This is a genomic window from Dolichospermum sp. LEGE 00246, from assembly GCF_015207865.1.
GTDB classification, from domain to species: Bacteria; Cyanobacteriota; Cyanobacteriia; order Cyanobacteriales; family Nostocaceae; genus Dolichospermum; species Dolichospermum heterosporum.
Window position 1 is genome coordinate 1 of record NZ_JADEWA010000002.1, and the last position, 25,600, is coordinate 25,600.

Consider the following 25,600-nt stretch of genomic DNA (forward strand, 5'->3'; position numbering starts at 1 on the left):
GTTAAAAATCTTACTCAAAACCAATAAATGTAAGAATTGTATTGAGTTCATGAATACAGTAACTTTGAAAAAATCTGACATTTTTCCATACGAATTCACCTTATTTCTGATTTAATATGTCATTTTGACGCAACAAATTTACTCTGATTAGACAAGAGACAATATTATTGGATGCAGAAAGATTAAAACTAGTTAAATGGGAAAATAAAGGTGAAAAAATTTAATCATAAGGATGAGCTAATTCCTTCTAAACCAGAGAAGCCTATGGATAGAAGTTCCCATGGGCAGGTGACAAATGATTTACTGCTTGCAAGCGTTTTTTCGCCGAGCGAAAGAATAAATGGATTTGAACAGAATGATTTAGGAGACATCTGGTGGCAAACATTCTTTGGTATTCCTGCCGACAAAAATCCTAGTCAGTTTGACGACAATACCGATCCAAATGGGGCGGCAGGTTCTAGTGAAAAAGCCAGTTTAACTCGGATTGGTTCCATCCAATTTCTGGCAGGTGCAGTTGCAGAGACGGATGAACTGCCATTCACGGCAACTGCCGAGCGGACAATTAAGGTAGCGGGTGGATCTGTCTTCTTTTTGCCGATTTTGAATGCGGTAAGTCCTGATGTGCTTCGTGATGCGAAGGGAGACCCGATTCGTAATTCGGATGGAACTTTAGTGGGAGGTATTGGTACAGGTGGACCAACAGAAGGTGAGGTTAAAATAGAACTCGATACTCTTCTTGCTGGCATTGTGGATCTCAGTGCCTCTATAGATGGCGTTAAGATTCCTAACCTATTTGAATACAGACAGCAATCTGATCAGCCTTTTTCCTACACTTTACCTGAAGATAACATTTCAGACATCCCTGGAGGAGGAACTTTTGGTGGCGTGCTTGCTGACGGGTATTGGGTGGGGATAGGCAACCTTTCTCCTGAAGATCATGTGATTAAATTCGGGGGGTCTCTTGAGTTTGATGCCGACAACCCAGGACCTGACTTTGTGTTGGATATCACTTACAACATTTCTTTCGATCTTAATGAGATAAAGGGTACAAATCGCAAAGATACTCTTTTCGGCACTAATGAATGGGACGAAATCAAAGGACTCAACGGCAACGATTACATTGTTGGACGAGAAGGCAATGACGCTCTTTATGGTGGGAATGGTCGTGATACTCTGATTGGAGTTAATCCTTATGCTTGCAATCCAGGATTAGGAGAAATTGACATCTTTTACGGCGGAAAAGGTCGAGACACTTTTGTACTAGGAAATTCTAGACAAGCATACTATCAAGGAAAAGGTTTACAAGACTACGCTCTGATTAAAGATTTCAATACTCAAGATACCATTCAACTTCATGGAAATCGTCGCTCCTATGAGTTAAGCGAAACCTATTCCCTTGGAGGCAAGAGTGGTACTAGCATTTTTCTGAAAGATACTTCTGAACTCATTGGATTTGTTGAGGGAGTAACTGGCTTGTATTTAGCAAGTAATGACTTTAGCTTTGTATGTTATTGATAACCACCGATACAGATAGCAACGAAAACGGAAATAGGGGTTGAAAGTGCGCTTTTGCCTGAGAACTTAACCAAAATTAACCCCTCTGCAAAAAAAGCAGAGGGAATAATCAAACCTTAAACCTTCGGTTTAAAAGTTGAAGCAACGTGCAACTCCTTTAATTGTTTTGCGTCCACATTTGCAGGAGCATCTGTTAACAAACAACGAGCTTGTTGAGTCTTAGGAAAAGCAATCACATCACGAATTGATTCCTCTCCAGATAACAACATTACCAAACGATCTACACCGTAAGCAATACCACCATGAGGAGGAGTTCCATATTCAAAAGCTTCCAACAAAAAGCCAAATTTACTTTGTGCTTCTTCCGTTGATAAACCAATAGCTGAAAACACCTGTTCTTGAACTTCTCGCTGATAAATTCGCAGACTTCCCCCACCAACTTCAAACCCATTGAAGACTAAATCATAAGCTTGAGCGCGGGCTGTTTTTAAATCGCTGATATCATCAGGATGAGGTGCGGTAAAAGGATGATGTAATGCTTCTAAACGTTTTTCATCTGCATTCCATTCAAACATGGGAAATTCTGTCACCCACAGGAAGTTAATCTTATCTTTTTCAATTAACTTAAATTCCTTAGCTACAAATTGACGAATTCTGTCCAAAGTTTTATTCACAGTGGACCTATCAGCCGCCGCAAATAATAACAAATGTCCAGCTTTTGCACCTGTTCTTGTTAAGATTTCTTGCTTTTGTTCCGGTGTCAAATTATCTTTAATTGCGCCAATGGTGTCAATTTCGCCATTTTCCCGAACGCGAATATAAGCTAATCCTTTTGCACCAGCTTCTGCGGCTTCTCGGAAAATATCGCCACCTGGTTTAATGCGAACATTAGAAATGGCATCGTTACCGTTAGGAATGGGGAGAATTTTAACAATACCACCGTTAGCAACAGCTTCTCGAAAAACTTTAAAACCGGAATCTTTTAAAACATCGGAAACATCAACTAATTCTAAACCGTAGCGGGTGTCAGGCTTATCGCTTCCGTAACGGTTCATAGCTTCCGCGTAGGGAAGACGAGGAAAAGGACGAGGTAAATCAATTCCTTTCACGGTTTTAAAAATATGACAAACTAACTTTTCATTGAGTTCAATAATTTCATTTTCAGACATGAAACTCATTTCCATGTCTAATTGAGTAAACTCTGGTTGTCTGTCAGCACGTAAATCTTCATCCCGGAAACATCGCGCCACTTGATAGTATCTATCCATTCCCGATACCATCAATAATTGTTTGAAAAGTTGGGGAGATTGCGGTAAAGCGAACCATTCACCTTCATTAACGCGACTGGGAAGAATATAATCTCGCGCCCCTTCAGGAGTCGAACGAGTGAGAATTGGGGTTTCGATTTCGATAAAACCTTCTAAGTCTTCCAGGTAGCGCCGCATGGCTTTAATGACTTGATGACGCAATTGCATATTTTGCGCCATGCGTTCCCGTCGTAGGTCTAAATAACGATATTTTAACCGCAAGTCTTCTCTAACTGTTTCCGTGTCTGCGGTGGAAACTTGGAAAGGTAATTGTTTGCGGACGGCGTTGAGTAGTTCTATTTTATCAGCATAGATTTCCACTTCGCCAGTGGGAAGCCGGGGATTTAGGGATTCTGGAGGACGTTGGCTAACTGTACCGGTGATTGCTACAACGTATTCATTGCGGAGCGCGTTAGCCTGTTCGTAGGAGTCTGGGGTGCGCTGGGGGTCGCTGACGATTTGGACAATACCAGAGCGATCGCGCAAATCTAAGAATATCACACCACCGTGATCGCGGCGACGGTCTACCCATCCGTAAAAGGTAACAGTTTCACCAATATGTTCTTTCCGGAGTTCGCCGCAATAGTGAGTTCGCATAGTTGTTAGTTCTTTAGTTCCGGGCTAGGTTGGGTAAATGTCAAGGCTTTCCCATTATCTAGCATCAATTGTCATTGTAGTAGTTTTAGTTCTGGAAAAATCAGTTATTTTAGCTTTGGCTTCAGGACGTTGGGTTACTCTACCGGTGATTGCTACAACGTATTTATTTCGGAACTTGTGTGTAACCGTAGATCAGAGACGGGGGAAGTGATCAGGGCGATTTCCTTTCTACAGGTTAAAAAATTTATTGACACCCGCTAATTAAATATGTATACTCAAAGTATATACATTGACCTAAGTTGTGAAGAGTGTTTGACTGGAGAAAACCTCAAGTTTAGTCCTGTAGATTTCTAACAAAATATTGGGAGATAACTATGACAACAGTTGTGGCAAAATGGGGAAACAGTTTAGCGATTCGGATTCCCAGATCCGTAGCTGAACAAGCGCAAGTAACGGAAGGGATAGCGATAAATTTTAGTGTGGAAGGTAACAGGATTGTGATTACACCACAAAAAAGAAAAAAATATACCCTGGATGAGTTGCTTGAAGGTATGACTCCTGATAAATTTCATCCTGAATTTGAAACTGGAAACGCTGTGGGGAATGAAGATTGGTAGTTAATTCTTATTTTCCCAATCGAGGAGATATTGTTAAATTAGAATTTGGGAACACACAAAGATTTACTGCTGATTCGATTAAGCGTGCATTTTCCCTGCAAGCGTCAGGAATGTCTTTTGATGATATTGCTAAGACATTAAATAACGAATTACAACAACTTGGGCGTGAACAAATCGGCTATCGTCCTGTTCTTGTTATATCTCCAATTAAATATAATCGAATGGCTTCTTTAGTTCTAGTGTGTCCTATAACTAGCAATCCAAAAGGGCTGAGTTTTGAAGTTCCACTTGTTGAGGGAATGAAAACAAAAGGAGTTGTGTTAGCTGACCAAATTAAAACACTAGATTGGAGAGCTAGAAAGGTAAAATTTGTTGAGAGTGTTACCCAAGATTTAATAGAAGAAGTACAAGCGAAACTTGAAACATTAATTTTATAAATCGCGCCTACGCGGACTCACGGAATTTAACCCACGAAGGTGGGTTTCGTCTGTGTAGCTGCGGTTTCTAACCGCCATTTTAACAGATATAATGGAAAGTATTATTCAAGATTATTCAAGAGGTATGAATCATGACTGCTGTAACTTTACAAATACCACAATCATTAAAATTCACAGATGATGAATTTGTGGAAATAGTCGCTGCTAATAAAGATTTGCGTTTAGAATTATCACATCAAGGAGAATTAACTATTATGTCACCAACTGGAGGAGAAACAGGAAATCGTAATTTTGAAATTTGTCTTGATTTAGGGTATTGGAATCGCCAAAATAATTTAGGAAAAGCTTTCGATTCTTCCACAGGTTTTAAATTACCTAATGGTGCTACCCGTTCCCCAGATGTGTCTTGGATTAAAATAGAAAGATGGAATGTACTCACACCAGAACAAAGAAAAAAGTTTTTGCCTTTATGTCCCGATTTTGTGATTGAGTTAGTTTCTGAAAGTGATGATTTAGCAGATACTCAAGCAAAAATGCAGGAATTTATAGCCAATGGTTTACGTTTAGGGTGGTTAATTAATCCTAAAACCAAACAAGTAGAAATTTATCGTCAAAATCAAGAAATAGAAGTTTTACAATCTCCTATAAGTTTATCTGGAGAAGATGTATTACCAGGTTTTATTTTAGATTTACAGCCGATTTTTCTTTAAGTCTATATTTCAAGTTCCAGTTACTACACAGGCAAAACTCATCATTATGGGTTTCAAATCCATGCCTTCTTGGTATTCAGAAATTACCTCTTAAAAACTGACGACACCACCGTAATTATCGTGGCGCTGGCAATCAAACCGAAAGCCAAATTAACCAGTGACTGCGTAGCTTGCCTGTACACCTCAAATTTCTCATTTGATTTTGCCACATCAGTTTTTAATTCTTCGAGTGAATTTAAGATTTTTTGTTGAAACTCTTCTTCTGACATTTTATTTATCTCCTTAGTTAAGGATTTTGATATGGATTAAATAGTGTAAGCCCAACTAATAACTGAACCGCACAAATCTAAGAATATCACACCACCGTGATCGCGGCGACGGTCTACCCATCCGTAAAAGGTAACAGTTTCACCAATATGTTCTTTTCGGAGTTCGCCGCGCATAGTTGTTAGTTCTTTGGTTCCGGGCTAGGTTGGGTAAATGTCAAGGTTTTCCCATTATCTAGCATCAACAGTCATTGTAGTAGTTTTAGTTAAAGAAAAATCAGTTATTTTAGCTTTGGCGGTTGGAAACCGCCAATTTTAGATAATCTTCCAGCCGCAAGTAATGTAGTTGGAATATGGCTGAATCAGAAAACCCCACCCTATCTTAGAAAAGGCGAGGTTTTTTTGATGTCTGGGAATAAAATTTATTAGGGTCGGATGTTTACTCCTGCGCCCCTTGCATCAAAACCGTCAGGAAATTTAGTCTGACTATTGGCGATCGCCTCGGTTAAATCCGCCTCGGTTAAATCCGCCTCGGTTAAATCCGCCTCTCTTAAATCCGCCTTGTTTAAATACGCCTCGGTTAAATCCGCCCCGGTTAAATCCGCCCCTCTTAAATCCACCCAGCTTAAATACGCCCCGTCTAACTTCGCCCCTCTTAAATTTGCCCTGTTTAAATACGCTCCGCCTAAATCCGCCTTGTTTAAATCCGCCTCGGTTAAATCCGCCTCTCTTAAATCCGCCCCGATTAAATCCTTGTCACCAATAAGCGCCCGACTAAGATCAGATTGACTATACGCATAGGAAGGACTAGGATTGAGGAAGAGAACCCCACTGAATACTGAAAATGCTATAACCAAGACCAGCAGAAAACTCAGAGACTGTTGGACTTTAGACTTAATGTAACTTGCCATGATTTAACCCTTGGATGTTTGTAATTCTGTATAGAGAATATACAGGATAGATAAACTATATTATACATGGTGCATTTTAAACAGGGGCTTTTTTGATGATTAGGTAACTCCACTGCGAATCGCAGCCCCTTTGCTTTCCCAATCAGCCCTCTTGTATCTGTTAAATGCTATAATCAAACAAATGTAATTTACTTTTTCTATCAAAAAATGGAAACAATTGCCATTAAAGTTGATGCAGAAGTTGCCAAAGCCTATCAAGCAGCAGAACCGCAAAAACAGCAAAAAATTCAGACTATTGTTAACGATTTGCTCAAATTAATTATTCAAGATAAATCTCTAGATGACATTATCCAAGAAATGCAAGAACAAGCGAAAAATAGGGGATTAACTCCAGAAATTTTAAATGAGATTCTTCAGAATGGATGAATTACGTTTTGTTGTTGATACAAACATTTTAGTTAGTGCCGTTTTGATTAAGTCATCTATTCCAGATGTGGCATTCAAAAAAGCCAGAAGCTTAGGAATAATTTTATTTTCAGATGCGACTTTTCAAGAACTACAAGAAATCCTTAATTGGTCAAAATTCGATAAATATATTTCTGTGAGTGTTCGTACTCAATTCTTAGCTAAATTCAAACTTGAATCAGAAGAAACTGAAATAGTTCAGATGATTAAGGAGTGTAGAGATCCAAAAGATGACAAATTTCTTGAGGTTGCTATTAATGGTAATGCAACTCATATTATTACAGGAGATAAAGATTTATTAGAACTTCATCCCTTTCAAGGAGTTGATATTATTACCGCCACGCAATTTTTAGAAATTTTCTCAGTTTGATAATAAAATATGATCACAAAGGAATCTTTTAACCTGCGTAGGCAGGTTTTGCCTGTATAGACGCGATTCCCAACCGCCCAAAAATGCCTTAAACCCCAGTTGTTGCCGAAATATCAATTAACCAGCGAACTGTTTGCGGGAAAGCAATGACAATTAACAAGACAATGAACTGTAAAATGATAAAAGGAATCGCACTTTTATGAATATCTAATGTACTCACTTCTTTAGGGGCAACACTTTGTAAATAAAACAAAGAAAAGCCTACAGGTGGAGAAATAAATGCGGTTTGTAAATTCACTGCCATAACCACACCAAACCACACCATATCAATATTTAAAGCCTGTGCCGCTGGTACTAATAAAGGCATAGCAATAAAGCAAATTTCAATAAATTCTAAAAAAGCTCCTAAAATAAAAATCACGATATTACTAACAATTAAAAACCCCCAATATCCTCCGGGTAAACCTATTAATAAATTAGTAATCAGAGTTTTTCCACCTAAAGCATCAAACACCAAACTAAACATAGAAGAACAGAATAAAATCATCACCACCAAAGCCGTAATCACTGCGGTAGAATGGGCAGCATCACGAATTAATTGTGGTGTAAGACGTTTATTAAAAGCGGCGAGAATAGAAGCCCCAACAGCACCTACAGCCCCGGCTTCTGTGGGAGTTGCCACACCAAAGAATATACTTCCTAACACCGCAAAAATTAAAATAATCGGGGGTACAACAGCTTTAAAAACTTGTTTAATTAATTGATTACCTTGAGGAATTACCACATCATCAGGGATAAGTGGCACTTTTTCCGGTTGAAAAAAAGCTAGTCCTAAAATATAGAGAATATAGGAAGTAGATAACATTAATCCGGGAATTAATGCCCCTAAAAATAAATCTCCCACAGAAACACCAATTTGATCACTGAGAATCACTAAAACTAAACTGGGAGGAATTAACTGGGCTAAAGTACCAGAAGCAATAATTACTCCTGAAGCTAATTTTTTATCATAGCCATAGCGTAACATCAACGGTAATGATAACATCCCCATCACAATTACTGTGGCGGCTACAACTCCAGTTGTGGCTGCTAAAACAGTTCCTACTAAGACAACTGCTAAAGCTAATCCTCCCCGAACACGACTTAAAATAATGCCGATAGTTTCTAATAATTCTTCAGCTAATCCTGACTTTTCTAGAACTGCGCCCAAAAACACAAAGAAGGGAATAGCAAGTAAGGTAAAATTCGACATTGTGCCAAACCAACTATTAGGTAATAGGAGAAGACGCGCCGGATTAAAAGCCCCAACTGCTGTACCAATAAGTCCAAAAACAATGGCTGTGCCGGCGAAAGAAAAAGCGACAGGGAAGCCACTCATGAGAATAAAGAAAAAGCCGACAAACATTAAAACTGCTAACCATTCAAAACCCATATTTTCCCCTATTCAATATTGATATTTTCTGAAGTTTCTAAACGAATTTGTTCCGCTACTTGTTGATAGCCTAGTAATACTGCTAAATATTTAATTGCTTGAGAAATACTTTGTAAAAGCAGCAATAATAAGGCTATAGGAACCATTGTTTTAATTGGGGCGCGGGGTAAACCATTAGCATCAGAAGATATTTCCCAAGTTCCCCAACTACCATTACTTAATCTCCCCCAAGATTGTAAAACTGGATTGATTGTCACCCAAATGCCAAGTAGACAAAAGGGAATTAAAAATAAAACTGTTCCCACAAAGTCAACTAAGGCGCGTTTTTTTTCACTCATATTAGTATAGAGAAAATCAACCCGGACATTTTCTCCATGACGTAAAATATAAACGAAGCCGAATAAGAATGTGAGAGAAAATAAATACCATTGCAGTTCTAATAAGGCATTAGAAGACAATTGTACGCCAATAAAGCGACCCATATAACGGGCGACAACATTGAAAAAACCGACTCCAATTGTCAGCAAAACCAGCCAATTCGATAACCATCCCAATTTATCAGCACCATTGTCAATAAACTGGGAAAATCTTAATAGCTTACTGATGAAAGTAAATCTTTTTGAGTTACGCATACAACATAATAAATTAAAGGCAAGACCTGATAATACAGTCAGCCAGGGAATAAATTCCCTGTCTAATAGCTCAAGTCTGTTAAAACAGACTCAGAAATTTCCCCAGTGTTTTTATCTCGTTATCTCGTTCCCAGTCTCTGACTGGGAATGCCCTATGGAGGCTCTGCCTATTTTGTTATTGAAGGCAGAGCCTTCTGGAATTCATTCCCATACAGAGTATGGGAACGAGAAACGAGAAATTATTACTATTAATTAAGCAATTTTTCCACCTCCAAAATATCCAAATTTGTCAATTGTGCCACTTGTTCTACAGACATTCCATTGTGTAACAAATTAATGGCAACTTGTCTTAATTGCAATTCAGCTTGTTCTGCCCGTTGTTTTTCCTGTTCTGCCCGTTGTTTTTCTTGTTCTGTAATTTGTCTTTCAATTCCTACCATTTCTTGAGAAGTGGGGAACAACTCACCATCCAAAGTTGCCCAGCGTAACCAAGTGGCATCAACGCCTCTATAATTACCTTCCCAACGCACCAAAGCTAAATCTAAAACTTTGCTTACCAATTGATTTTTCTCATTTAGAGCAATCTGTTGATATGCACCACTATTCAGATCAAAACCTGCAAAATCATTGGGGTTAAACGGGTCATACCAAAAATATTCAGAAACCCGCATTTGATTTTGATAAATCAGTTTTTTCTGATTTTTATCATTGTTAGCTGTGGTTTCTGAAAGTAATTCAATTACCACGTCTGGGGGTTTTCCTTCTTCCCAAACTACCCAAGAAAGTCTTTCTGTTTTCGGCACACCTAAAACAGCAAAGAAATCTGGACCGCGAAAATCTTGATTTTTTAATTGTGCTAAACTGTAGTAGACAAACATATTGCCACCTACATATCCATCAGCCCTTTGATCTAACCAAGGCTGAATGGTATCAATTAAAATATCCATTTGTAATTTATGTCTTTGTGTCTCCATGGGGATACCATCATCACAAGGAAGTTCTGCCTGGGTGGGTGGCAGTTTAATGCTAGGTTCAGCCAAAACAGTTTCTAACATAGCCGTTAAATTTAGTTAGAAATTACTTAATATTTTTATACTAATCTGAAATGATCAGCAATTGGCAAAATTATAAGAAATAATAAGTTTTAAGTGTATCAGCACCATAGAATCAAACTGTACAAGGAAAAGTAAACAAGTCTAAAACCTTTTTTCCCCGTGCCTAATCTCAACGAAAAATTTTAAGATCAACCTACCATGTAGTGGCTAAAATTTTACAGGATTATGATATTGTAGGTAAATCTTACTAATATTCATTTTTATGAAACGTCGAGCTATTGTTAACAGATTATCTCAAAGTGCGATCGCAGCTACAGGAGTAGCAATTGTTGTTGGTTGTCAAAAGGCGCAAAATCAAGCAGTCAAAGGTCAAACCGACACCAGTAACCTACCGACAGTAAAATGGCAAATGGCTACAAGTTGGCCATTGTCCTTAGAAACTATTTTTGGCGGGGCGCAGGTTTTAGCGGAGCGAGTCAAAGTTCTCACTAACGGTAAATTTATCATCGAACCCCGTGCGGCTGGAGAAATAGCCCCCGGTTTAGAAGTTCTCAATGTGGTTTCCCAAGGTGCAGTCCAAGCCGGACATACTGCTGCTTATTACTACATTGGTAAAAGTCCGGCTTTAGGATTTGGTACATCAGTACCATTTGGACTCAATGCCCAACAACAAAACGCTTGGTTATATGAAGGCGGAGGTTTAACCAAACTGCGGGAAATTTACGCCAGTAAATTTAATGTGATTCAATTTCCTGCGGGAAATACGGGGACACAAATGGGGGGATGGTTTCGCAATGAAGTCAAAACACTTAATGATCTCAAGGGCTTAAAAATGCGGATTCCCGGTTTAGGGGGGCAAGTTATGGCTAAACTGGGAGTAACTGTACAGACTCTTCCTGGTGGGGAAATTTTCCAAGCGCTACAAACAGGTGCTATTGATGCGGCTGAGTGGGTGGGACCCTATGATGATGAAAAATTGGGTTTAAATAAAGTCGCTAAATTTTATTATTATCCAGGTTGGTGGGAACCAGGTCCAACTTTAGAAGTACAAGTTAATTTGGACGAATGGAAAAAGTTACCACCTCAATACCAAGCAGCTTTAGAAACCGCTGCATATCAGTCGAATACAACAATGTTAGCTCGTTATGATACCCGCAATAGTGAAGCATTAGAGAAACTATTAAAAACCGGGGTTCAACTGCGTGCTTATAGTCAAGAAATTTTGGAAGCAGCGGAAAAAGCCTCTTTTGCTTTATATGATGAATTTGCGGCTAAAGATGCTGATTTTAAAGCCGTTTATGAACAGTGGAAACCCTTTAGAGATCGGATGTATGCTTGGAATAATCTTAATGAAGGCAGTTTAACCCGTTATGCCTATGGGAAGTTGAAAGCGGGGAATTGAAAATTAAATCCTGGCGAATAGAATATGGCTTCGCCACGCTACGCGAACGCGGCTATACAAACGAAGTCCGCCTGCGCGGACTAAGGTTAAATTAAGATTTTTAACCTGCGAAGGCAGGTTTTGTTTGTGTAGATGCGGTTTCTAACCGCCCGTTTTTTGTTAAATTGACTGTATAGTTTAGTATTAAAAATATAATTAAGACTCTGGGGGTGAATATGACAGATAATTGCACAATTCAGTTTACTTTTGCTATTGATGACCCAGAATTAGATGATGAGAGACGGCTAAAAATAGCAAGTAAGCTGCTGCGGGAATTGCGGGATTCGGATGAAGTGGAAAAAGCAGACCGTGCTGAAGATTTTAACCCAGAAGCAGGAAGTAAGCCAGGTTTTGCAACTTTGATCGGAGTGCTGACAGCACAAGTCAGTATAAAAAATATTAAAACATTTTTAGCCTTTTTGGGCGATCGCTTGGGAGACAAACCCATAGAAATTACTGTCAAAGTCGGTGATAAAGAAGTCAGTATCAAAGCCAAAAGCCGCCAAGAACTGCTAGAAAGCGAAAAAATAGCCAAAGACCTATTAACCGCAATGGGTGGTGACAATGGCTAAAAAAATAGCCTTACTGATTGGAGTGAGTGAGTATGGTGCAGGTATCCCACCTTTATTATCTGCACTCAATGATGTCAAAGCTATGGAACGAGTTTTGCAAAACCCCAATTTGGGAAACTTTGCACAGGTAGAACGGCTGCTGAATCCTGATTCAGTAGCTATGAGAATAGCAATTCAAAAGCTATTTAGGAATGCAAGTAAAGAGGATTTATTATTATTCTTTTTTTCTGGACATGGGATTACTAATGATGACAATCATCTCTATTTAGCAACTCGCAACACAGCAAAAGATGACTTTGAAGCCACCGCTGTAGACGCAAATTTTATTCAAACACAATCAAAAAATTGTTATTCTAAACGGCAAATTTTAATTTTAGATGCTTGTTACAGTGGTGCTTTTTCTAATGGTTGGCATACAAAAAGTATTGGTATAGATATCAAAAAGCAGTTAGGCGCGGAAGGTCGAGTTGTGCTTACATCTTCTGGTGCAACTCAAACTTCCTTTGCACAAGAAGGGGCAACACTTTCCCTCTATACTCAATATTTAGTTGAGGGAATCGAGACAGGTGCAGCAGATACAGATAACGATGGCAATATTCATGTTCAGGAACTACACACTTACGCTAAAGCCAAAGTCCAAGCGGTGAAGCCTAACATGACACCAGATATCATTCTAGATAAGGAAGGATACAACATTTTATTGGCTTATGCTCCCAGAAATCCAGAAGTAGAGTATCGCAAATTGGTTGAACAATATGCCCAAAATGGTGAACTAAGTGAATTTGCTTTTTTAGTCTTAACGCCAAAACGGAAAACTCTGGGAATCACAGATACAAAAGCCGAGGAAATAGAAACGGAAGTTTTAGAACCTTTTCGTAAACGTTTAGCAAATTTGCAAAGTTACAAACAAGCTTTTGCTAAAGCTGTTGAGCAAAAATATCCTCTAGATGAACATATTTTAAATATACTTAAAGATTATCAACAAGATGTTTTAGGGTTGAGAGATGAGGATGTAGCATCAATTGAGTTAGAAATTACATCTTTTAAAGAGGCAAAATATCAAAAACAGCTTCAGATACAAAAGCAGCAAGAAGAGGAAGCATTGCAACTTCAGCAACAAGCAAAAGCATTATCACAATTACGATTGCAGCAAGAAGCAGAAAGATTGCACCGCCAGCGAGAGGCAGAAGCAGCCGAACAACTAAGATTGCAGCAAGAAGCAGAAAGATTGCAACGTCAGCGAGAAGCAGAAGTAGCCGAACAATTACGATTGCAGTTAAAAACTTTCCAGTTTGAAACTGCTCAGATAAATAAGAATGGTACAGGAATTAACCGCATTACCAAAAGTGCCGAGTATTTTACCCAAGATTTAGGAAATGGTGTATTTCTGGAAATGGTACATATTCCTGGAGGAACTTTTTTAATGGGTTCTCCAGAAAGTGACGAAAGCCCAATTTCTTCAGAAAGTCCACAGCATCAAGTTACCGTTCCCTCGTTTTTCATGGGTAAATATCCAGTCACTCAAAAACAATGGCGACTTGTAGCTGCTTTACCCAAGGTTAAGATTGATTTAGAATCTGATCCATCGAGGTTTGAAGGTGATGGTTCGACTTCGCTCACCAACAATCTGCCAGTTGAGCGTGTATCGTGGAATCATACTCAAGAATTTTGCGCCAGACTCTCCCTCAAGACAAATCAAACCTATCGCTTACCTAGTGAAGCCGAATGGGAATATGCTTGTCGTGGAGGAACTACTACACCCTTTTATTTTGGGGAAACAATTTCCACAGGGTTAGCAAATTATGATGGTAACTACACCTATGGTGGTGGTGCAAAAGGAGAATATCGAGGAAAAACCACAGAAGTAGGAAAATTTCCTGCTAACCCTTGCGGTTTATACGATATGTGTGGTAATGTATGGGAATGGTGCGAAGATGAGTGGCACAAAAATTATATAAATGCTCCCGCTGATGGTAGCGCCTGGCTAGATAAAAACAGTGAGTCTAGACTGCTGCGCGGTGGTTCGTGGCGCAACAATCCTGTCTATTGCCGTTCTGCTTATCGCTACGGCTACTACCTCGTCTACGACAGCTACAATATTGGTTTTCGGGTTGTATGTAGTGGTGCGGCGAGGACTTAGTAGCCCTTTGCACTCTTGCTCTTTTGCGCTTTGCGCTCTTTATTTTTCCCTTCCCTAGCGTAACGGAGTGGAGCGATAAAAAATATTTTTTTAGATTTTCGGATGCTTGATGAGTGCTTCGTCCATAATACAGAAAACTTTAGATTTAGTCAAGTAGATAATAGCATAGAATAGATCCCCGACTTCTTAAAGAAGTCGGGGATCTGGCAGCATCTAAGATATCTTTAAAGTAATTGATGATTGGTGATAAAATCTCTGGTTTTCATCCTGTTCATCCTTTAATCCTGGATATCCTGATTCTGACAATTTACCCAACAAAATCCTTACACACCGCAATTGTTGTTATTCATCAATTACCCCAAACTCAAGAAACACTATGGTTAAGACTTTTAGGTAGAGGTACAGTCCAAAAACGAGCAATTGATGAATTAGCTGCATTACCATTAAATCAACCTTACGTCAAAATCACCTTAGAACTACTCTACAACCTCCAGAAAAACTTAAAAATCAATCAAAGTTCACAAACAGAAGATCAGGAGTTGATTATGCGATTAGCACCACTTTACCAACAAGACCGAGAACTGGCAAAACAAGAAGGATTACATGAGGGATTACAACGAGGATTACAACAGGAACAATATCTAATTATCCGCCAACTAACCCGTCGAATTGGTGAAATTGATTCATCACTAATTCAAAAAGTCCAAGAATTACCTGTTGAAAAACTTGAAGAATTAGGAGAAGCTTTGTTAGATTTTACCTCAGTTACAGATTTAGAAACTTGGCTGAAATTGTATAACTAACTCTCTACAACCTCCAGAAAAACTTAAAAATCAATCAAAGTTCACAAACAGAAGATCAGGAGTTGATTATGCGATTAGCACCACTTTACCAACAAGACCGAGAACTGGCAAAACAAGAAGGATTACAAGAAGGATTACAAGAAGGACTAGAAAAAGAACAACGTCTAATTATCCGTCTCTTAAATCGCCGAATTGGGGAAATTGATTCATTATTAGTTCAAAAAGTTCAGCAATTATCTGTGGAGAAACTTGAGGAATTAGGAGAGGCTTTATTAGACTTTACTTCAATTACAGATTTAGAAACTTGGCTGAAAAATTACCAATAAATAGCCATAATAGCAGCGATCGCTCCGGTAGTATCCACTAATTTAAACAGCGATCGCTAAACAACCCAAATTTGCCATAATATTTGGATAACAACCCGTCAATCCTGATTCTGACAATAATTTATTTTCCCCGACTACATAATATTAATGGGATCTACATCAATTGTTAAACTCACGGAAGTGGGGATGAGCGATCGCACTTCTGGCCAATCTGGTAAATTAGGTAAAGCATCAGGAGCAAACTTGAGTAATATTTGCCAGCGATAACGGTTAGCTACTCGTAAAATACTAGCAGGTGCGGGTCCTAATATCTCAAACCCTTCCTTATCGTTTAAAAATGTAGCAATGATTTGGGCTGTATTTTGGACTTGAATCGGATCTAAACTACTTAACCGCAATAAAATTAATCTCCCATAGGGAGGATAATTCAGAGCTTGTCTTTGTGCTAACTCTGCATCACAAAAAGATTGATAATCATGTTTTTGTACCGCTTCAATAATCGGATGTTCTGGGGTATAGGTTTGGACAATTACCCTACCTGGATCATCCCCTCTTCCCGCCCTTCCTGCAACTTGAGTCAGAGTTTGAAATGTGCGTTCATTGGCGCGATAATCAGATAAATGCAATAATCCATCCGCAGCGACGACACCCACAAGGGTAACTTGGGGTAAATCTAACCCTTTAGTTAGCATTTGTGTTCCCACTAATAAATGCGCTTCACCGTTAGCAAATCTAGTTAGGAGTTCACGGTGCGAACCTTTCTTTGTAGTTGTATCGCTATCAAAGCGAATTATTTTCAAATTGGGAAATTGTTTAGTTAATTCCTGTGCTACCCGTTGAGTACCGCTACCGAAAAATTTCAAATAAGGGGAACTACATTCAGGACAATGGGGAGGATGTAAACGCCCATAATTACAATAATGACAGCGCAATAATTCTGGCGCTCCCGCTTCCACATGATGATAAGCTAGGGAAACATCACAATGGGGACATTCCAATACATAACCACAACTGCGACAAGACACAAAGGTACTATGTCCCCGCCGGTGAATAAATAATATTCCCTGTTGTTGTCTTTCTTCCAATTGTTGCAGTGCATTTTGCAACTTTCTACTAAAAATAGACCGATTTCCCTCTTTTAACTCTTGACGCATATCCACAATTTCCACAGGTGGTAATGGACGGGAGTTAATCCGTTCTGGTAATGATAAATATTGATGATTTCTACTTACCCAACTTTCTAAAGAAGGAGTTGCAGAACCTAAAATGAGGGGACAATGTTCTAATTCGGCTCGCCATTGAGCGACAGTGCGGGCGTGGTAAGTAGGAATGGGGGAATCTTGTTTAAAGCTGCTATCGTGTTCTTCGTCCAGGATAATTAAGCCTAGATTGGGCAAAGGGGCGAAAATGGCACTGCGAGTCCCAATGATGATTTGTGGCTCTCCTGTGAGCATTTGTCGCCAAGTGTCGTAACGTTCACCGTCGGAAAGGGCGCTGTGATAAACGTGGACTTTGTTTCCAAATCTGGCGCGGAATCTGTCTGTGAGTTGGGGGGTGAGTCCGATTTCGGGAACTAAAACAAGAGCGGATTTTCCTTGTGCGAGTAATGGTGATATGGCTTGTAAATATACTTCTGTTTTTCCTGAACCTGTCACCCCATGTAACAATACTTGAGTAAATCCAGTTAAGGAATTAATTGTTTCTAAGGCGTTATTTTGGGCTGGTGTTAAGGATTTAGCCCAATCTCCAGCTACTGTGGGTCCTTGTTCTTGGCGTAATATTTCTCTGTCTTCAATGACTATATAGCCTTTATCTACTAAGGCTTTCAGCGTAGACGTGCTAGTAGCGCAAAGTTGCAATAATTCACTTTGCCACATTTCCCCGCCTTGTCGGCGTAAAACTTCGACAATTTCTTTTTGACGGGTTGTTAAATCGTCATCATGATTATCCAGAAGTGTGACAGCTTTTTGTAATTTAGGTTGGGTGAGTCGTGGCGGTTCTAAATAGTTTTCTGCTAATCCCAAACGAATTAATTCCCGAATACCTCTATATGCAGCTTTAACTTTTTGTTGAATGTAGTGATAACTATAGTCTGCTGTTGGCGTTTTTTGTAAAAGTGTGATTACTTGCTGGGCTGTAGGGCTAATGTAAATAGAAAGATTTTCTCTACCCAAGGGAGTTAACCGCAGACGACGTTGTGATCTTCCTAATAATCCTGGTGGTAATGCGACGCGAATAACTTGAATTAGAGGTGTATAGTAATAAGCTGCAACTCGATTAAGTAATATCCAATAGCCAGCAGGAAAAAACCCTTCACTAACCACATCTTCAACTTCTCGAATTTTTTCTAAGGGAATATCTAGATTAGGTTGAGTTAATAAGCGAATAGCGATCGCACCTACCTGTGTTGCACCAAAAGGAACACTTAAAATATCCCCTGGTTTGATTTCTAACTGTTCCGGTATTTTATAGGTAAATAAATCTGAACATCCTGGACAATCTACAAGCACTTCAACCCATTGAGACAACTTTGTTTGAGATTGATATAATCCTTCTGGTTCAGATACGGTTATAACCGATGAATTTACGCCAATACTATACATAACTTCTCAATTTATAAACAAATATTTTATTTACAGACTTGGTTAATTCTATTCAATCTTACTTAACTATATCCTTTGGTTTTACCTGATGTAAATAGTATTTTACAATACTTCAATTACACATAATACTTGATAATCTGGAATTTATGTAATCTACCAGACAAATTATCTTCTAGTATCCGAGTAATAAATAGTTGAAAATTGATTTACATACTTGTGTCCTCAATCTACCAACCCTATCTTGAGAAATACATTCAGAGAATGGGTAATTATGAGTAATAGGCAATGAAGTCAGGATTCAACATATAGAATAAATCGGAGATAAAACTTTTAGACAAATTCTTGTCTAATAAGTATTCCAACTCTTAAATACCCATGCTATACCTGTACTATTAGCGAATTAAGTGTTGAATTATTATTTCTAACTTCTTACGTAATTGTGTTATTAATTAAAACTCATTTTGAACTACGAAATCAGGCATAGAGCTTTTCCACCCATTGATAGATATTAAATATTTTTTCAATATGCGATGCTTTTAAACGATAAATATTGTCCGGATTGTAAGTTTCTATTTTTGTATTTTGGATTATTTAGTAAATTTTCGTAGGAACAAATAAATCTAGTAACAACATGGCGATTTATCCAATTACTCTCATCGTCTACCCCGAACAAACATAGAAACTTTGCAAAAAATACACAAAAATTTAATATATAGCTTTCCTGGCTTATTCATGGAGGTGCTAAACAGACAACAGGCAACAAGCAATAGATTTTTTCACAGATCATTTAGGATGGATATATAGGAGTGTTTATCTACATTTTGGATATTTGTTAAAGTGATGATCAGGAGGGTTGACATATTTGCTAATTAAGAAAAGAACGAAGAATATGCCGATATATCTTCCAAAAAAGATAGTTTTTTGTGGGTGCTAAAACCAGTAATGATCATGGGTTGTATCTAGCCATAACCAAAAATAATGGACAAATACTGATTTACCTTCCAGATAAGGAATGATCAAAAAGGGAGTCTTTTGCTAGAGAAAAAGGGTGTATTTGTCCTGAAGGGAAAACTACCCAGTCTGAAACAGGCTGTTGTGATTAAATTATGTACCAAACAAAGCAACCATCCCTAAAGGAAACTATGAATCTTGCTGAATTGGGAACAATGGAAATACTAGAGAATATTACTGATCATGAAGAACCAACAATTGAGAGTTTAGATCAAGTAGTATATGAAGATACTGCAATTGTCGAAAACTTGGAATCAGAAGAACGCAATGGCGATGACATGGCCGCAGCCCGTCCTTCGGGATATAATAAAACCGAAAATGATGATGCTGTAGGCGCATTTTTTAAGGAAATGGCACGTTATCCACTACTCAAACCTGATGAAGAAGTGGAATTAGCCAGACGAGTCAGATTTTTGGAAGAAGTCAAAGAATTGCAAGCGGCTTTAGAATTGGAACTAGGAGCGTACCCTAGCAAGGTTCAGGTGGCTTCGCAATTGGAAATGACAGAAAAACAACTGGACAGCCGCTTGTATCAGGGTAGAGTCGCCAAGCGAAAAATGATTCGCTCCAATCTCCGGTTAGTTGTCTCTATTGCTAAACGATATTTAAATCGTGGTGTCCCTTTTCTCGATTTGATTCAGGAAGGAGCAATGGGTTTAAACCGCGCTTCTGAAAAATTTGATCCCGATAAAGGATATAAGTTTTCTACTTATGCTTATTGGTGGATTAGACAAGCAATTACGAGAGCGATCGCTAATGATGCCCGAACTATTCGCTTACCAATCCATATTGTTGAGAAACTTAATAAACTAAAAAAAGCACAACGGGAACTTAAACAAAAACTCTCTCGTAACCCAACGGAAGCCGAAATGGCTGAATCTTTGGAAATTACGGTTCACCAACTGCGTCAACTTCAACAACTTCGACGACAAGCACTTTCCCTTAACCACCGTGTCGGTAAAGAAGAAGACACAGAATTAATGGACTTGCTAGAAGATGAAGATAACCAGTCTCCCGAAGCAAAAATGAACGAAAACATGATGCGTCAGGAAATTTGGGAAGTTCTAGGAGACGTACTTACCCCCAGGGAAAAAGATGTCATTTCTCTCCGCTATGGACTCACCAGCAGCGAACCCTGCACCCTAGAAGAGGTAGGTAATATGTTTAACCTTTCCCGTGAACGAGTTCGCCAAATCCAAAGTAAAGCCATGCGAAAGTTACGTCGCCCCCACATAGCCAAACGGTTAAAAGGCTGGTTAGTATAAGTTGTTAGTCATTAGTCATTAGTCAGTTGTTTTACCAATGACCAATGACTAATGACCAATGACCAATGACCAATAACCAATGACTAATGACTAATTTAATCATCCGTTTTGCCCAACCCAGTGATGCTCATACCCTATTTGCATTAATTCAAGGACTTGCAAAATATGAAAAACTATCCGATGCTGTGATTGGTAATGCTGAAGCCCTCAAAGATCATTTATTTGGTTCACCAAAATATGTAGACGCAATCTTAGCTGAATCCCAAGGTCAAGCTGTAGGTTTTGCCATATTTTTTCATAATTATTCAACATTTCTCACCAAGCCAGGACTTTACCTCGAAGATATCTTTGTTTTGCCAGAATATCGCCGCCAAGGTATTGGTAAAGCACTTTTGGCAAAGGTAGCTCAAATAGCCTTAGAAAGGGATTGTGGGCGCTTAGAGTGGAGCGTTTTAGATTGGAATGTGTCAGCCCAAGCATTCTACAGGAACATGGGCGCGGATATTTTAGATGATTGGCGGATTTGTCGTGTCACTGAAAAGGGTATTTCAGGATTAGCCAATCAAAAATGAAGTTTAAAAGATCAAGAAGGAATCCGAAAAGTTTACCTTTCCTTTTATCCTTCATTATTAATTTCTTTTTGTTAATCGTAAATTTAAATTCACATAAATTTACCTCCAGCCTAAACCCTGAAGCTATCAATCAATTAATCGCCAATTTCCCATAATTGAGAACCAAGTTTGACAGCTTGTCTTTTGACTAATCCCACAAAATCAAATGAAAATTATAGAGGATATTTGCACGGATTCAGCCATTGTCGTAGAGAGAACACCAGATGAAAAAGATCGTCTCGATATTATTACTAGGCATAGCTACCTTCACCTTTGCCTTCAGTAGTCCCGCTTTGGCCGCGGACGCTGCTAATGGAGCCGAAATATTTAAGGCTAATTGCGCTCAGTGTCACCTTGGCGGCGGAAATTTAGTTAATCGAGCTAAAACCTTGAAGAAAGAGGCTTTGGTAAAGTACGATATGTACTCGGCTGAGAAAATTATTGCTCAAGTTACTAAAGGTCAAGGCGCAATGCCAGCTTTTGGTAATAAATTAAAACCAGATCAAATAGAAAATGTAGCTGCTTATGTCCTACAACAAGCTGATAATGGCTGGGAAAAGTAAAGTTACATCTAACTTGATGGCTTAACAATGTGCGGGGCTTTTCGCTTATTATTCCTATAGTTATAGCAGTATTCACTCTTTGTGAGATACAGTCAGCAACCCGCAAAGCATCTAGGGGCGGGAAAACCCCGCCCTAGATTGTATTGCATTGAGCATAAGTAATTGGACAAAAATATTTACAGTCATTGCGAGCGAAGGGAAGCAATCACAACCCTGGCGATTGCTTCATTTCATTTCACTTCGTTCCATATGGCTAACGCCACGCTGCGCTAACGCAATAACATTGTGTAATTAATTCTGTCTCACTACTTAATAACTGTTATGTTATTCATAACTAATCATCCATAACTAATCATAAAATATGAGTTTATCAGGCATTACTATAGAACAGCGCGAAAAAGAGGCTGAAGCCTTAAAGACTTTCCTGATCTTTAGTTTTATTGGCTCACTAGCATTACATATCGGACTATTGGCTTTAGCTATTAATAAGTTTTTCTTCAAAGTACCTGAAGTTACAAATGAACCAATTGAAGTAACAATTTTGGAAACTCTCCCTCAGAAAATAATCCAACCACCAGTAGAGATCAAATCCCTAGCAGAAATAAATCCTGGTGGTGGAAATGAAGGCGGCGAAGTTTCTATACCAACAAAAACAACCATTAGTAAAATCAAGTCTTCTGTTGCCCCTGTAAGCAAACAGCCCCAACCAAAAACCACTAATAACCTGATTAATAAACAATCCCCAATACTCACGCCTCCTAAAAGTGCAATCATCCCAAATTCTCTAAAAAATAACTCTATAGAAAATACAACTCCTGAACCGACAATCCCAACAGAAACCAAACCAATCCAAAAATTAGATGAAACTTCAAATACCCTAGCATCTACTGAACCTCAAGCGGAAACAAAACCTACGGAAATCCCATTATTAAAGTCAGAACTTCAACCTAATATTAGTTCTAATAATATCCCCAGCAACTCCACAACCTCTATACCAGTTTCGCAGAATAGAAATATTTTAAATAATTTAGGTAATCATCGCTGGAGAAATATTTTAGGTAAAGATTCCGGTAATGGTGTGGGAAACAATTCTGGTAATGGCGTGGGAAACAGTTCTGGTAATGGGGTGGGAAACAGTTCTGGTAATGGTGTAGGAAACAGTTCTGGTAATGGTGTGGGAAACACAGCCAAGTCAGAGAATACACCAGTAGCTACCGCACCCAATCCTCCCATCGAAAACAGTTCTAAATTGAATCGTGCGGATTGTCTAAAGTGTCAAATTAAGTATCCAGAGAGAGCCAGACGGCGGGGCGCAGAAGGAAATCCAGAAGTTGCTATTGATACTGATAATAAAGGTAATGTTACGAGAGTGCGGTTAATCCGTTCCAGTGGTGATAGTGAACTAGATGAAGCCGCTCAAAAAGCTGCTCAAGAGTGGAAATTAACGCCCACAGAAGCAGGAAGAGAAGGAGTAAGAGCCTCGGTTAACTTTGCTATTAAAGGATCACAGCGTCACCGTAAACTTCAAGAACGCCAAATAGAAAAACAGCGAGAAGCCATTAATAAAAAACCGGAACAAGAAGCTGCTGCTTCCACTTCGATAGAATCACGTCAACGCAATCGCAGAAAAACGAATGTTATTATTACCGATATTCCATCCGAAAATATAACTAGACAGAGACAAGAATCTGCACCCTCCAAAAGTAAACCAGTTTCACTACCCCGTCAGTCTATTGAACCTGAACAACCCAAGCAAACAGAAGAATCTCCAGCCCGTCGCCGTTCAGTTCAGCCCGTAAAATCTGACACGAGTAATCAATCGGACGAAGGTAGAACCGAAAGAATACAAAAAAGTCAGAGACGCTTAACAGAAGTCCTCCGTCGTCGTCAAAAGTCTGCTGATTCACCACCAGCAGAATCTCCCGCACCACTAGAACCTGCGACTACATCACCAACTGAGTCTAAAAGTCAATAGTGCTAAGATTAGCACCCGACAACAGATTTTTAGTGTGAAACTTGGGTAAGTCCTATGCCAAAAAGCGTTACTCTAGATGATAAAGTTCAAAGATAATTATGACACCGGAAGACATAGCGGGTACGTTAACAGAGTTATTCACTGCTGAAGTTGTAAAATCTATTGCCCCCGGTTCTTGGCAAGTAGAAACTGCTGATTTTCGGTTGTTGGTGCTGCTTTCAGAAGATAATACCTGGTTGCGGATATTATTGCCAATTATGCCTTTACAAGAAGCCGCAGCCTTTATGACACAGTTTCTAGAGGCTAATTTTGATGATACTCAGGAAACACGATATGCCGTTTATGATGATGTAATTTGGGGAGTATTTCAGCATAATAGTGGCACTTTGACTAATGGAGATTTTGCTAATGCGATCGCTCGTCTGATTTCATTATATCAAGCTGGTGTTAATGATGTTTTCAATAATTTGCTAGAAACTCGTATCCGCGAAATTATTAAAGCCGCAAAACAACAGGGACAATCTTTAGAAGCCACTATGCAAAATCTAGACCGTTTTTATGCCGAAGGATTATTAGGAGATATTGACCAAAATGCCCAGGGACGAGAACAAGTTTTAGCAGCTTGGCAAAGACAATTAGAACGTCTTTGGATGGAGATGTAATCGAGTTGACGGGGAAAGTCTCTACATTACTTCTCCATAGGTGCTGATTAAATTTGACTATAGATCGCTGAGATTTATCCCTAAGATTGGACAGGTTACAAATTTATTTCCAGACCAATCTGTGAAAGTATGATCATTTTTGTAATGTCTGGGTGTTTCCATCATTAATTCCCAGGCTTTTCCCGCATTTAATAAGTTAAATCTTTCAGGGTAATATGTTTGTAATAGTTCTTGCACCATTGGCGCATAATCTGAATTTATGCCGGGGAAAATGTGATGTTCTGTATGGTAAGAAAAGTTTAAATGTAAGACATCAAATAGTTTCGGAACTCGAATAGAGAGACTATTAATGAGAGGATCATTTACATTGGTCATGCGGCACAACATATGATTGGTATAGATATAAAATATCAGCCCCGCATAGCCTATCCAAATAGGCAAGAAGTAGCTAAGAAGTAGTTTAATGGGGTGGAACTCCAGGTAACTTAAGATGGTAGCATGAATGGCGATAATCATGAGTAATTCTACAGCGATCGCCCGTTGTTCTTTCCCACTAACTGTAAAAGCCACTACAGGATACTTAGACTTACCATTATTGAATAATAAAACTGAGGTCAAATTCCGAAATGTGTGAACGCCCCAAGCATGACTCATTCCTATAAACAATAAAATAGGATTTACCTCAGATGACGGCACAAAAGCATTCTGAATCCATTTACCCCAATTTTTAGGTTGATTATCTAAATAATTACGATCTGGATCTTTCAAAGAATTTGTTTTATTATGGTGTTCTCGATTGTGTACTGCTTTCCATAAAGTTGGCGGCATCCATAACATTGTGAATCCCAATAAGCTAATTATTTGTCTCAACCAAGGATTCGTAACTGTGCGGCTATGAAGCAAATCGTGGGTACTAAAGAGCAAAACAATCACACTATTAGCCATCACTAATGCTAATGGTAAATACAGCCAAAGAAAATACCAATTCCAGTCATCAAGATGATTGGCAATTCCCCAACCTAAAATCATAATTGCTAGATTAATTAAGAGAATCCAGAGTTTATTGATATCAGGTAAAAATGCTTCTGGCGGCAGTAAAGGACGCAACTTTTTAGCATACTCAGCTTGCGTCATCCAAGCTTTTTGTTCAAGTGTATTCATGAATATTTTTAGTTTTGTTTGCAGGTTGATTAAGACTTTGCGAAAATATTTCATCCGACGTAAAGTCTAAAGGTTGCAAATTTACAAAGGGCAACCAATGAGGAGAGAAAAATTCATCAATTCCAGACTTTTGTAGCAATTTGGTGTTTTCTT

The 25,600-nt window shown here is 38.8% G+C and carries 24 protein-coding genes and 1 pseudogene; 16 read left to right on the forward strand and 9 right to left on the reverse strand.

All coding sequences use genetic code 11. The features are described from left to right. Positions 1–210: 210 nt before the first annotated feature. Positions 211–1,515, forward strand: a complete 1,305-nt coding sequence (locus tag IQ228_RS00225; protein WP_193961903.1) for a hypothetical protein — start codon at positions 211–213, stop codon at positions 1,513–1,515. Positions 1,516–1,631: 116 nt separating this feature from the next. On the opposite strand, the gene aspS is transcribed toward IQ228_RS00225, so the two are convergent. Continuing rightward, on the reverse strand, positions 1,632–3,419 hold the full coding sequence (gene aspS / locus IQ228_RS00230) for an aspartate--tRNA ligase (RefSeq protein WP_193961904.1): 1,788 nt from the start codon (positions 3,417–3,419) through the stop codon (positions 1,632–1,634). Positions 3,420–3,793: 374 nt separating this feature from the next. On the opposite strand from aspS, the gene IQ228_RS00235 reads away from it, so the two are divergent. From IQ228_RS00235 to IQ228_RS00245, 3 genes are all read left to right on the forward strand, one after another. Next, a complete protein-coding gene (locus IQ228_RS00235) occupies positions 3,794–4,036 on the forward strand; it encodes an AbrB/MazE/SpoVT family DNA-binding domain-containing protein (RefSeq protein ID WP_027402219.1) in 243 nt (80 codons plus the stop codon). After that, on the forward strand, positions 4,030–4,473 hold the full coding sequence (locus IQ228_RS00240; RefSeq protein ID WP_027402220.1) for a type II toxin-antitoxin system PemK/MazF family toxin: 444 nt from the start codon (positions 4,030–4,032) through the stop codon (positions 4,471–4,473). The genes IQ228_RS00235 and IQ228_RS00240 overlap by 7 nt, the downstream gene beginning before the upstream one ends. Before the next feature lie 131 nt (positions 4,474–4,604). Continuing rightward, positions 4,605–5,183: a Uma2 family endonuclease gene (locus tag IQ228_RS00245; RefSeq protein ID WP_027402221.1), complete on the forward strand. Its 579-nt coding sequence runs from the start codon at positions 4,605–4,607 to the stop codon at positions 5,181–5,183. 83 nt (positions 5,184–5,266) lie between these two features. On the opposite strand, the gene IQ228_RS00250 is transcribed toward IQ228_RS00245, so the two are convergent. From IQ228_RS00250 to IQ228_RS00260, 3 genes are all read right to left on the reverse strand, one after another. Continuing rightward, positions 5,267–5,452 carry a hypothetical protein gene (locus IQ228_RS00250; protein WP_035081659.1) on the reverse strand — a complete coding sequence of 62 codons (186 nt, stop codon included), beginning with the start codon at positions 5,450–5,452 and terminating at the stop codon, positions 5,267–5,269. Between the two features lie 36 nt (positions 5,453–5,488). Further along, the gene (locus IQ228_RS00255) at positions 5,489–5,626 is read right to left on the reverse strand and encodes a hypothetical protein (RefSeq protein WP_160170618.1); all 138 of its coding nucleotides are present in this window, start codon (positions 5,624–5,626) and stop codon (positions 5,489–5,491) included. 248 nt (positions 5,627–5,874) lie between these two features. Then, positions 5,875–6,360, reverse strand: a complete 486-nt coding sequence (locus IQ228_RS00260; RefSeq protein WP_051424293.1) for a pentapeptide repeat-containing protein — start codon at positions 6,358–6,360, stop codon at positions 5,875–5,877. A gap of 207 nt (positions 6,361–6,567) precedes the next feature. Here IQ228_RS00260 and IQ228_RS00265 point away from each other — a divergent pair, with 207 nt between their 5' ends. After that, complete coding sequence (locus IQ228_RS00265; protein ID WP_027402223.1) at positions 6,568–6,786, forward strand: hypothetical protein; 219 nt, start codon at positions 6,568–6,570, stop codon at positions 6,784–6,786. After that, positions 6,779–7,195: a putative toxin-antitoxin system toxin component, PIN family gene (locus tag IQ228_RS00270; RefSeq protein ID WP_027402224.1), complete on the forward strand. Its 417-nt coding sequence runs from the start codon at positions 6,779–6,781 to the stop codon at positions 7,193–7,195. Before IQ228_RS00265 ends, IQ228_RS00270 begins: the two co-directional genes overlap by 8 nt. Positions 7,196–7,283: 88 nt before the next feature. Here the strand turns inward: IQ228_RS00270 and IQ228_RS00275 are convergent, their stop codons facing one another. The 3 genes from IQ228_RS00275 to IQ228_RS00285 all read right to left on the reverse strand — a co-directional run bounded on the left by IQ228_RS00275 (position 7,284) and on the right by IQ228_RS00285 (position 10,314). Then, the gene (locus IQ228_RS00275; RefSeq protein WP_027402225.1) at positions 7,284–8,627 is read right to left on the reverse strand and encodes a TRAP transporter large permease subunit; all 1,344 of its coding nucleotides are present in this window, start codon (positions 8,625–8,627) and stop codon (positions 7,284–7,286) included. Between the two features lie 8 nt (positions 8,628–8,635). Then, positions 8,636–9,259 (reverse strand): TRAP transporter small permease subunit, encoded by a 624-nt coding sequence (locus tag IQ228_RS00280; RefSeq protein ID WP_193961905.1) that lies wholly within the window; start codon positions 9,257–9,259, stop codon positions 8,636–8,638. A gap of 248 nt (positions 9,260–9,507) precedes the next feature. Next, positions 9,508–10,314, reverse strand: a complete 807-nt coding sequence (locus IQ228_RS00285; RefSeq protein ID WP_027402227.1) for a Uma2 family endonuclease — start codon at positions 10,312–10,314, stop codon at positions 9,508–9,510. A 262-nt stretch (positions 10,315–10,576) separates the two neighbouring features. Between IQ228_RS00285 and IQ228_RS00290 the strand changes: the two genes are divergently transcribed. The 5 genes and pseudogenes from IQ228_RS00290 to IQ228_RS00310 all read left to right on the forward strand — a co-directional run bounded on the left by IQ228_RS00290 (position 10,577) and on the right by IQ228_RS00310 (position 15,596). Further along, positions 10,577–11,716 carry a TRAP transporter substrate-binding protein gene (locus tag IQ228_RS00290; RefSeq protein ID WP_193961906.1) on the forward strand — a complete coding sequence of 380 codons (1,140 nt, stop codon included), beginning with the start codon at positions 10,577–10,579 and terminating at the stop codon, positions 11,714–11,716. 215 nt (positions 11,717–11,931) lie between these two features. Next, positions 11,932–12,327 carry a hypothetical protein gene (locus tag IQ228_RS00295; RefSeq protein ID WP_193961907.1) on the forward strand — a complete coding sequence of 132 codons (396 nt, stop codon included), beginning with the start codon at positions 11,932–11,934 and terminating at the stop codon, positions 12,325–12,327. Beyond that, entirely contained in the window at positions 12,320–14,467 is a 2,148-nt protein-coding gene (locus IQ228_RS00300) for an SUMF1/EgtB/PvdO family nonheme iron enzyme (RefSeq protein ID WP_193961908.1), read from the forward strand. The genes IQ228_RS00295 and IQ228_RS00300 overlap by 8 nt, the downstream gene beginning before the upstream one ends. Before the next feature lie 317 nt (positions 14,468–14,784). After that, positions 14,785–15,270: pseudogene (locus IQ228_RS00305) on the forward strand (DUF4351 domain-containing protein); the annotation flags it as partial. A 68-nt stretch (positions 15,271–15,338) separates the two neighbouring features. Then, a complete protein-coding gene (locus tag IQ228_RS00310; RefSeq protein WP_027402232.1) occupies positions 15,339–15,596 on the forward strand; it encodes a DUF4351 domain-containing protein in 258 nt (85 codons plus the stop codon). Between the two features lie 134 nt (positions 15,597–15,730). Here the strand turns inward: IQ228_RS00310 and priA are convergent, their stop codons facing one another. Next, positions 15,731–18,199, reverse strand: a complete 2,469-nt coding sequence (priA, locus tag IQ228_RS00315; protein ID WP_193961909.1) for a primosomal protein N' — start codon at positions 18,197–18,199, stop codon at positions 15,731–15,733. Between the two features lie 1,106 nt (positions 18,200–19,305). Here priA and IQ228_RS00320 point away from each other — a divergent pair. The 5 genes from IQ228_RS00320 (at position 19,306) to IQ228_RS00340 (ending at position 24,286) form a co-directional block, all read left to right on the forward strand. Continuing rightward, on the forward strand, positions 19,306–20,475 hold the full coding sequence (locus IQ228_RS00320; protein WP_039200267.1) for an RpoD/SigA family RNA polymerase sigma factor: 1,170 nt from the start codon (positions 19,306–19,308) through the stop codon (positions 20,473–20,475). Positions 20,476–20,561: 86 nt separating this feature from the next. Continuing rightward, positions 20,562–21,047 carry a GNAT family N-acetyltransferase gene (locus tag IQ228_RS00325; RefSeq protein WP_027402235.1) on the forward strand — a complete coding sequence of 162 codons (486 nt, stop codon included), beginning with the start codon at positions 20,562–20,564 and terminating at the stop codon, positions 21,045–21,047. Positions 21,048–21,310: 263 nt separating this feature from the next. Further along, the gene (gene petJ, locus IQ228_RS00330; protein WP_027402236.1) at positions 21,311–21,649 is read left to right on the forward strand and encodes a cytochrome c6 PetJ; all 339 of its coding nucleotides are present in this window, start codon (positions 21,311–21,313) and stop codon (positions 21,647–21,649) included. A gap of 361 nt (positions 21,650–22,010) precedes the next feature. Beyond that, positions 22,011–23,624 (forward strand): energy transducer TonB, encoded by a 1,614-nt coding sequence (locus IQ228_RS00335; RefSeq protein WP_193961910.1) that lies wholly within the window; start codon positions 22,011–22,013, stop codon positions 23,622–23,624. Positions 23,625–23,722: 98 nt separating this feature from the next. Beyond that, positions 23,723–24,286: a hypothetical protein gene (locus IQ228_RS00340; protein WP_027402238.1), complete on the forward strand. Its 564-nt coding sequence runs from the start codon at positions 23,723–23,725 to the stop codon at positions 24,284–24,286. A 57-nt stretch (positions 24,287–24,343) separates the two neighbouring features. On the opposite strand, the gene IQ228_RS00345 is transcribed toward IQ228_RS00340, so the two are convergent. Next, positions 24,344–25,447 (reverse strand): fatty acid desaturase, encoded by a 1,104-nt coding sequence (locus tag IQ228_RS00345; protein ID WP_027402239.1) that lies wholly within the window; start codon positions 25,445–25,447, stop codon positions 24,344–24,346. Between the last annotated feature and the right edge of the window lie 153 nt (positions 25,448–25,600).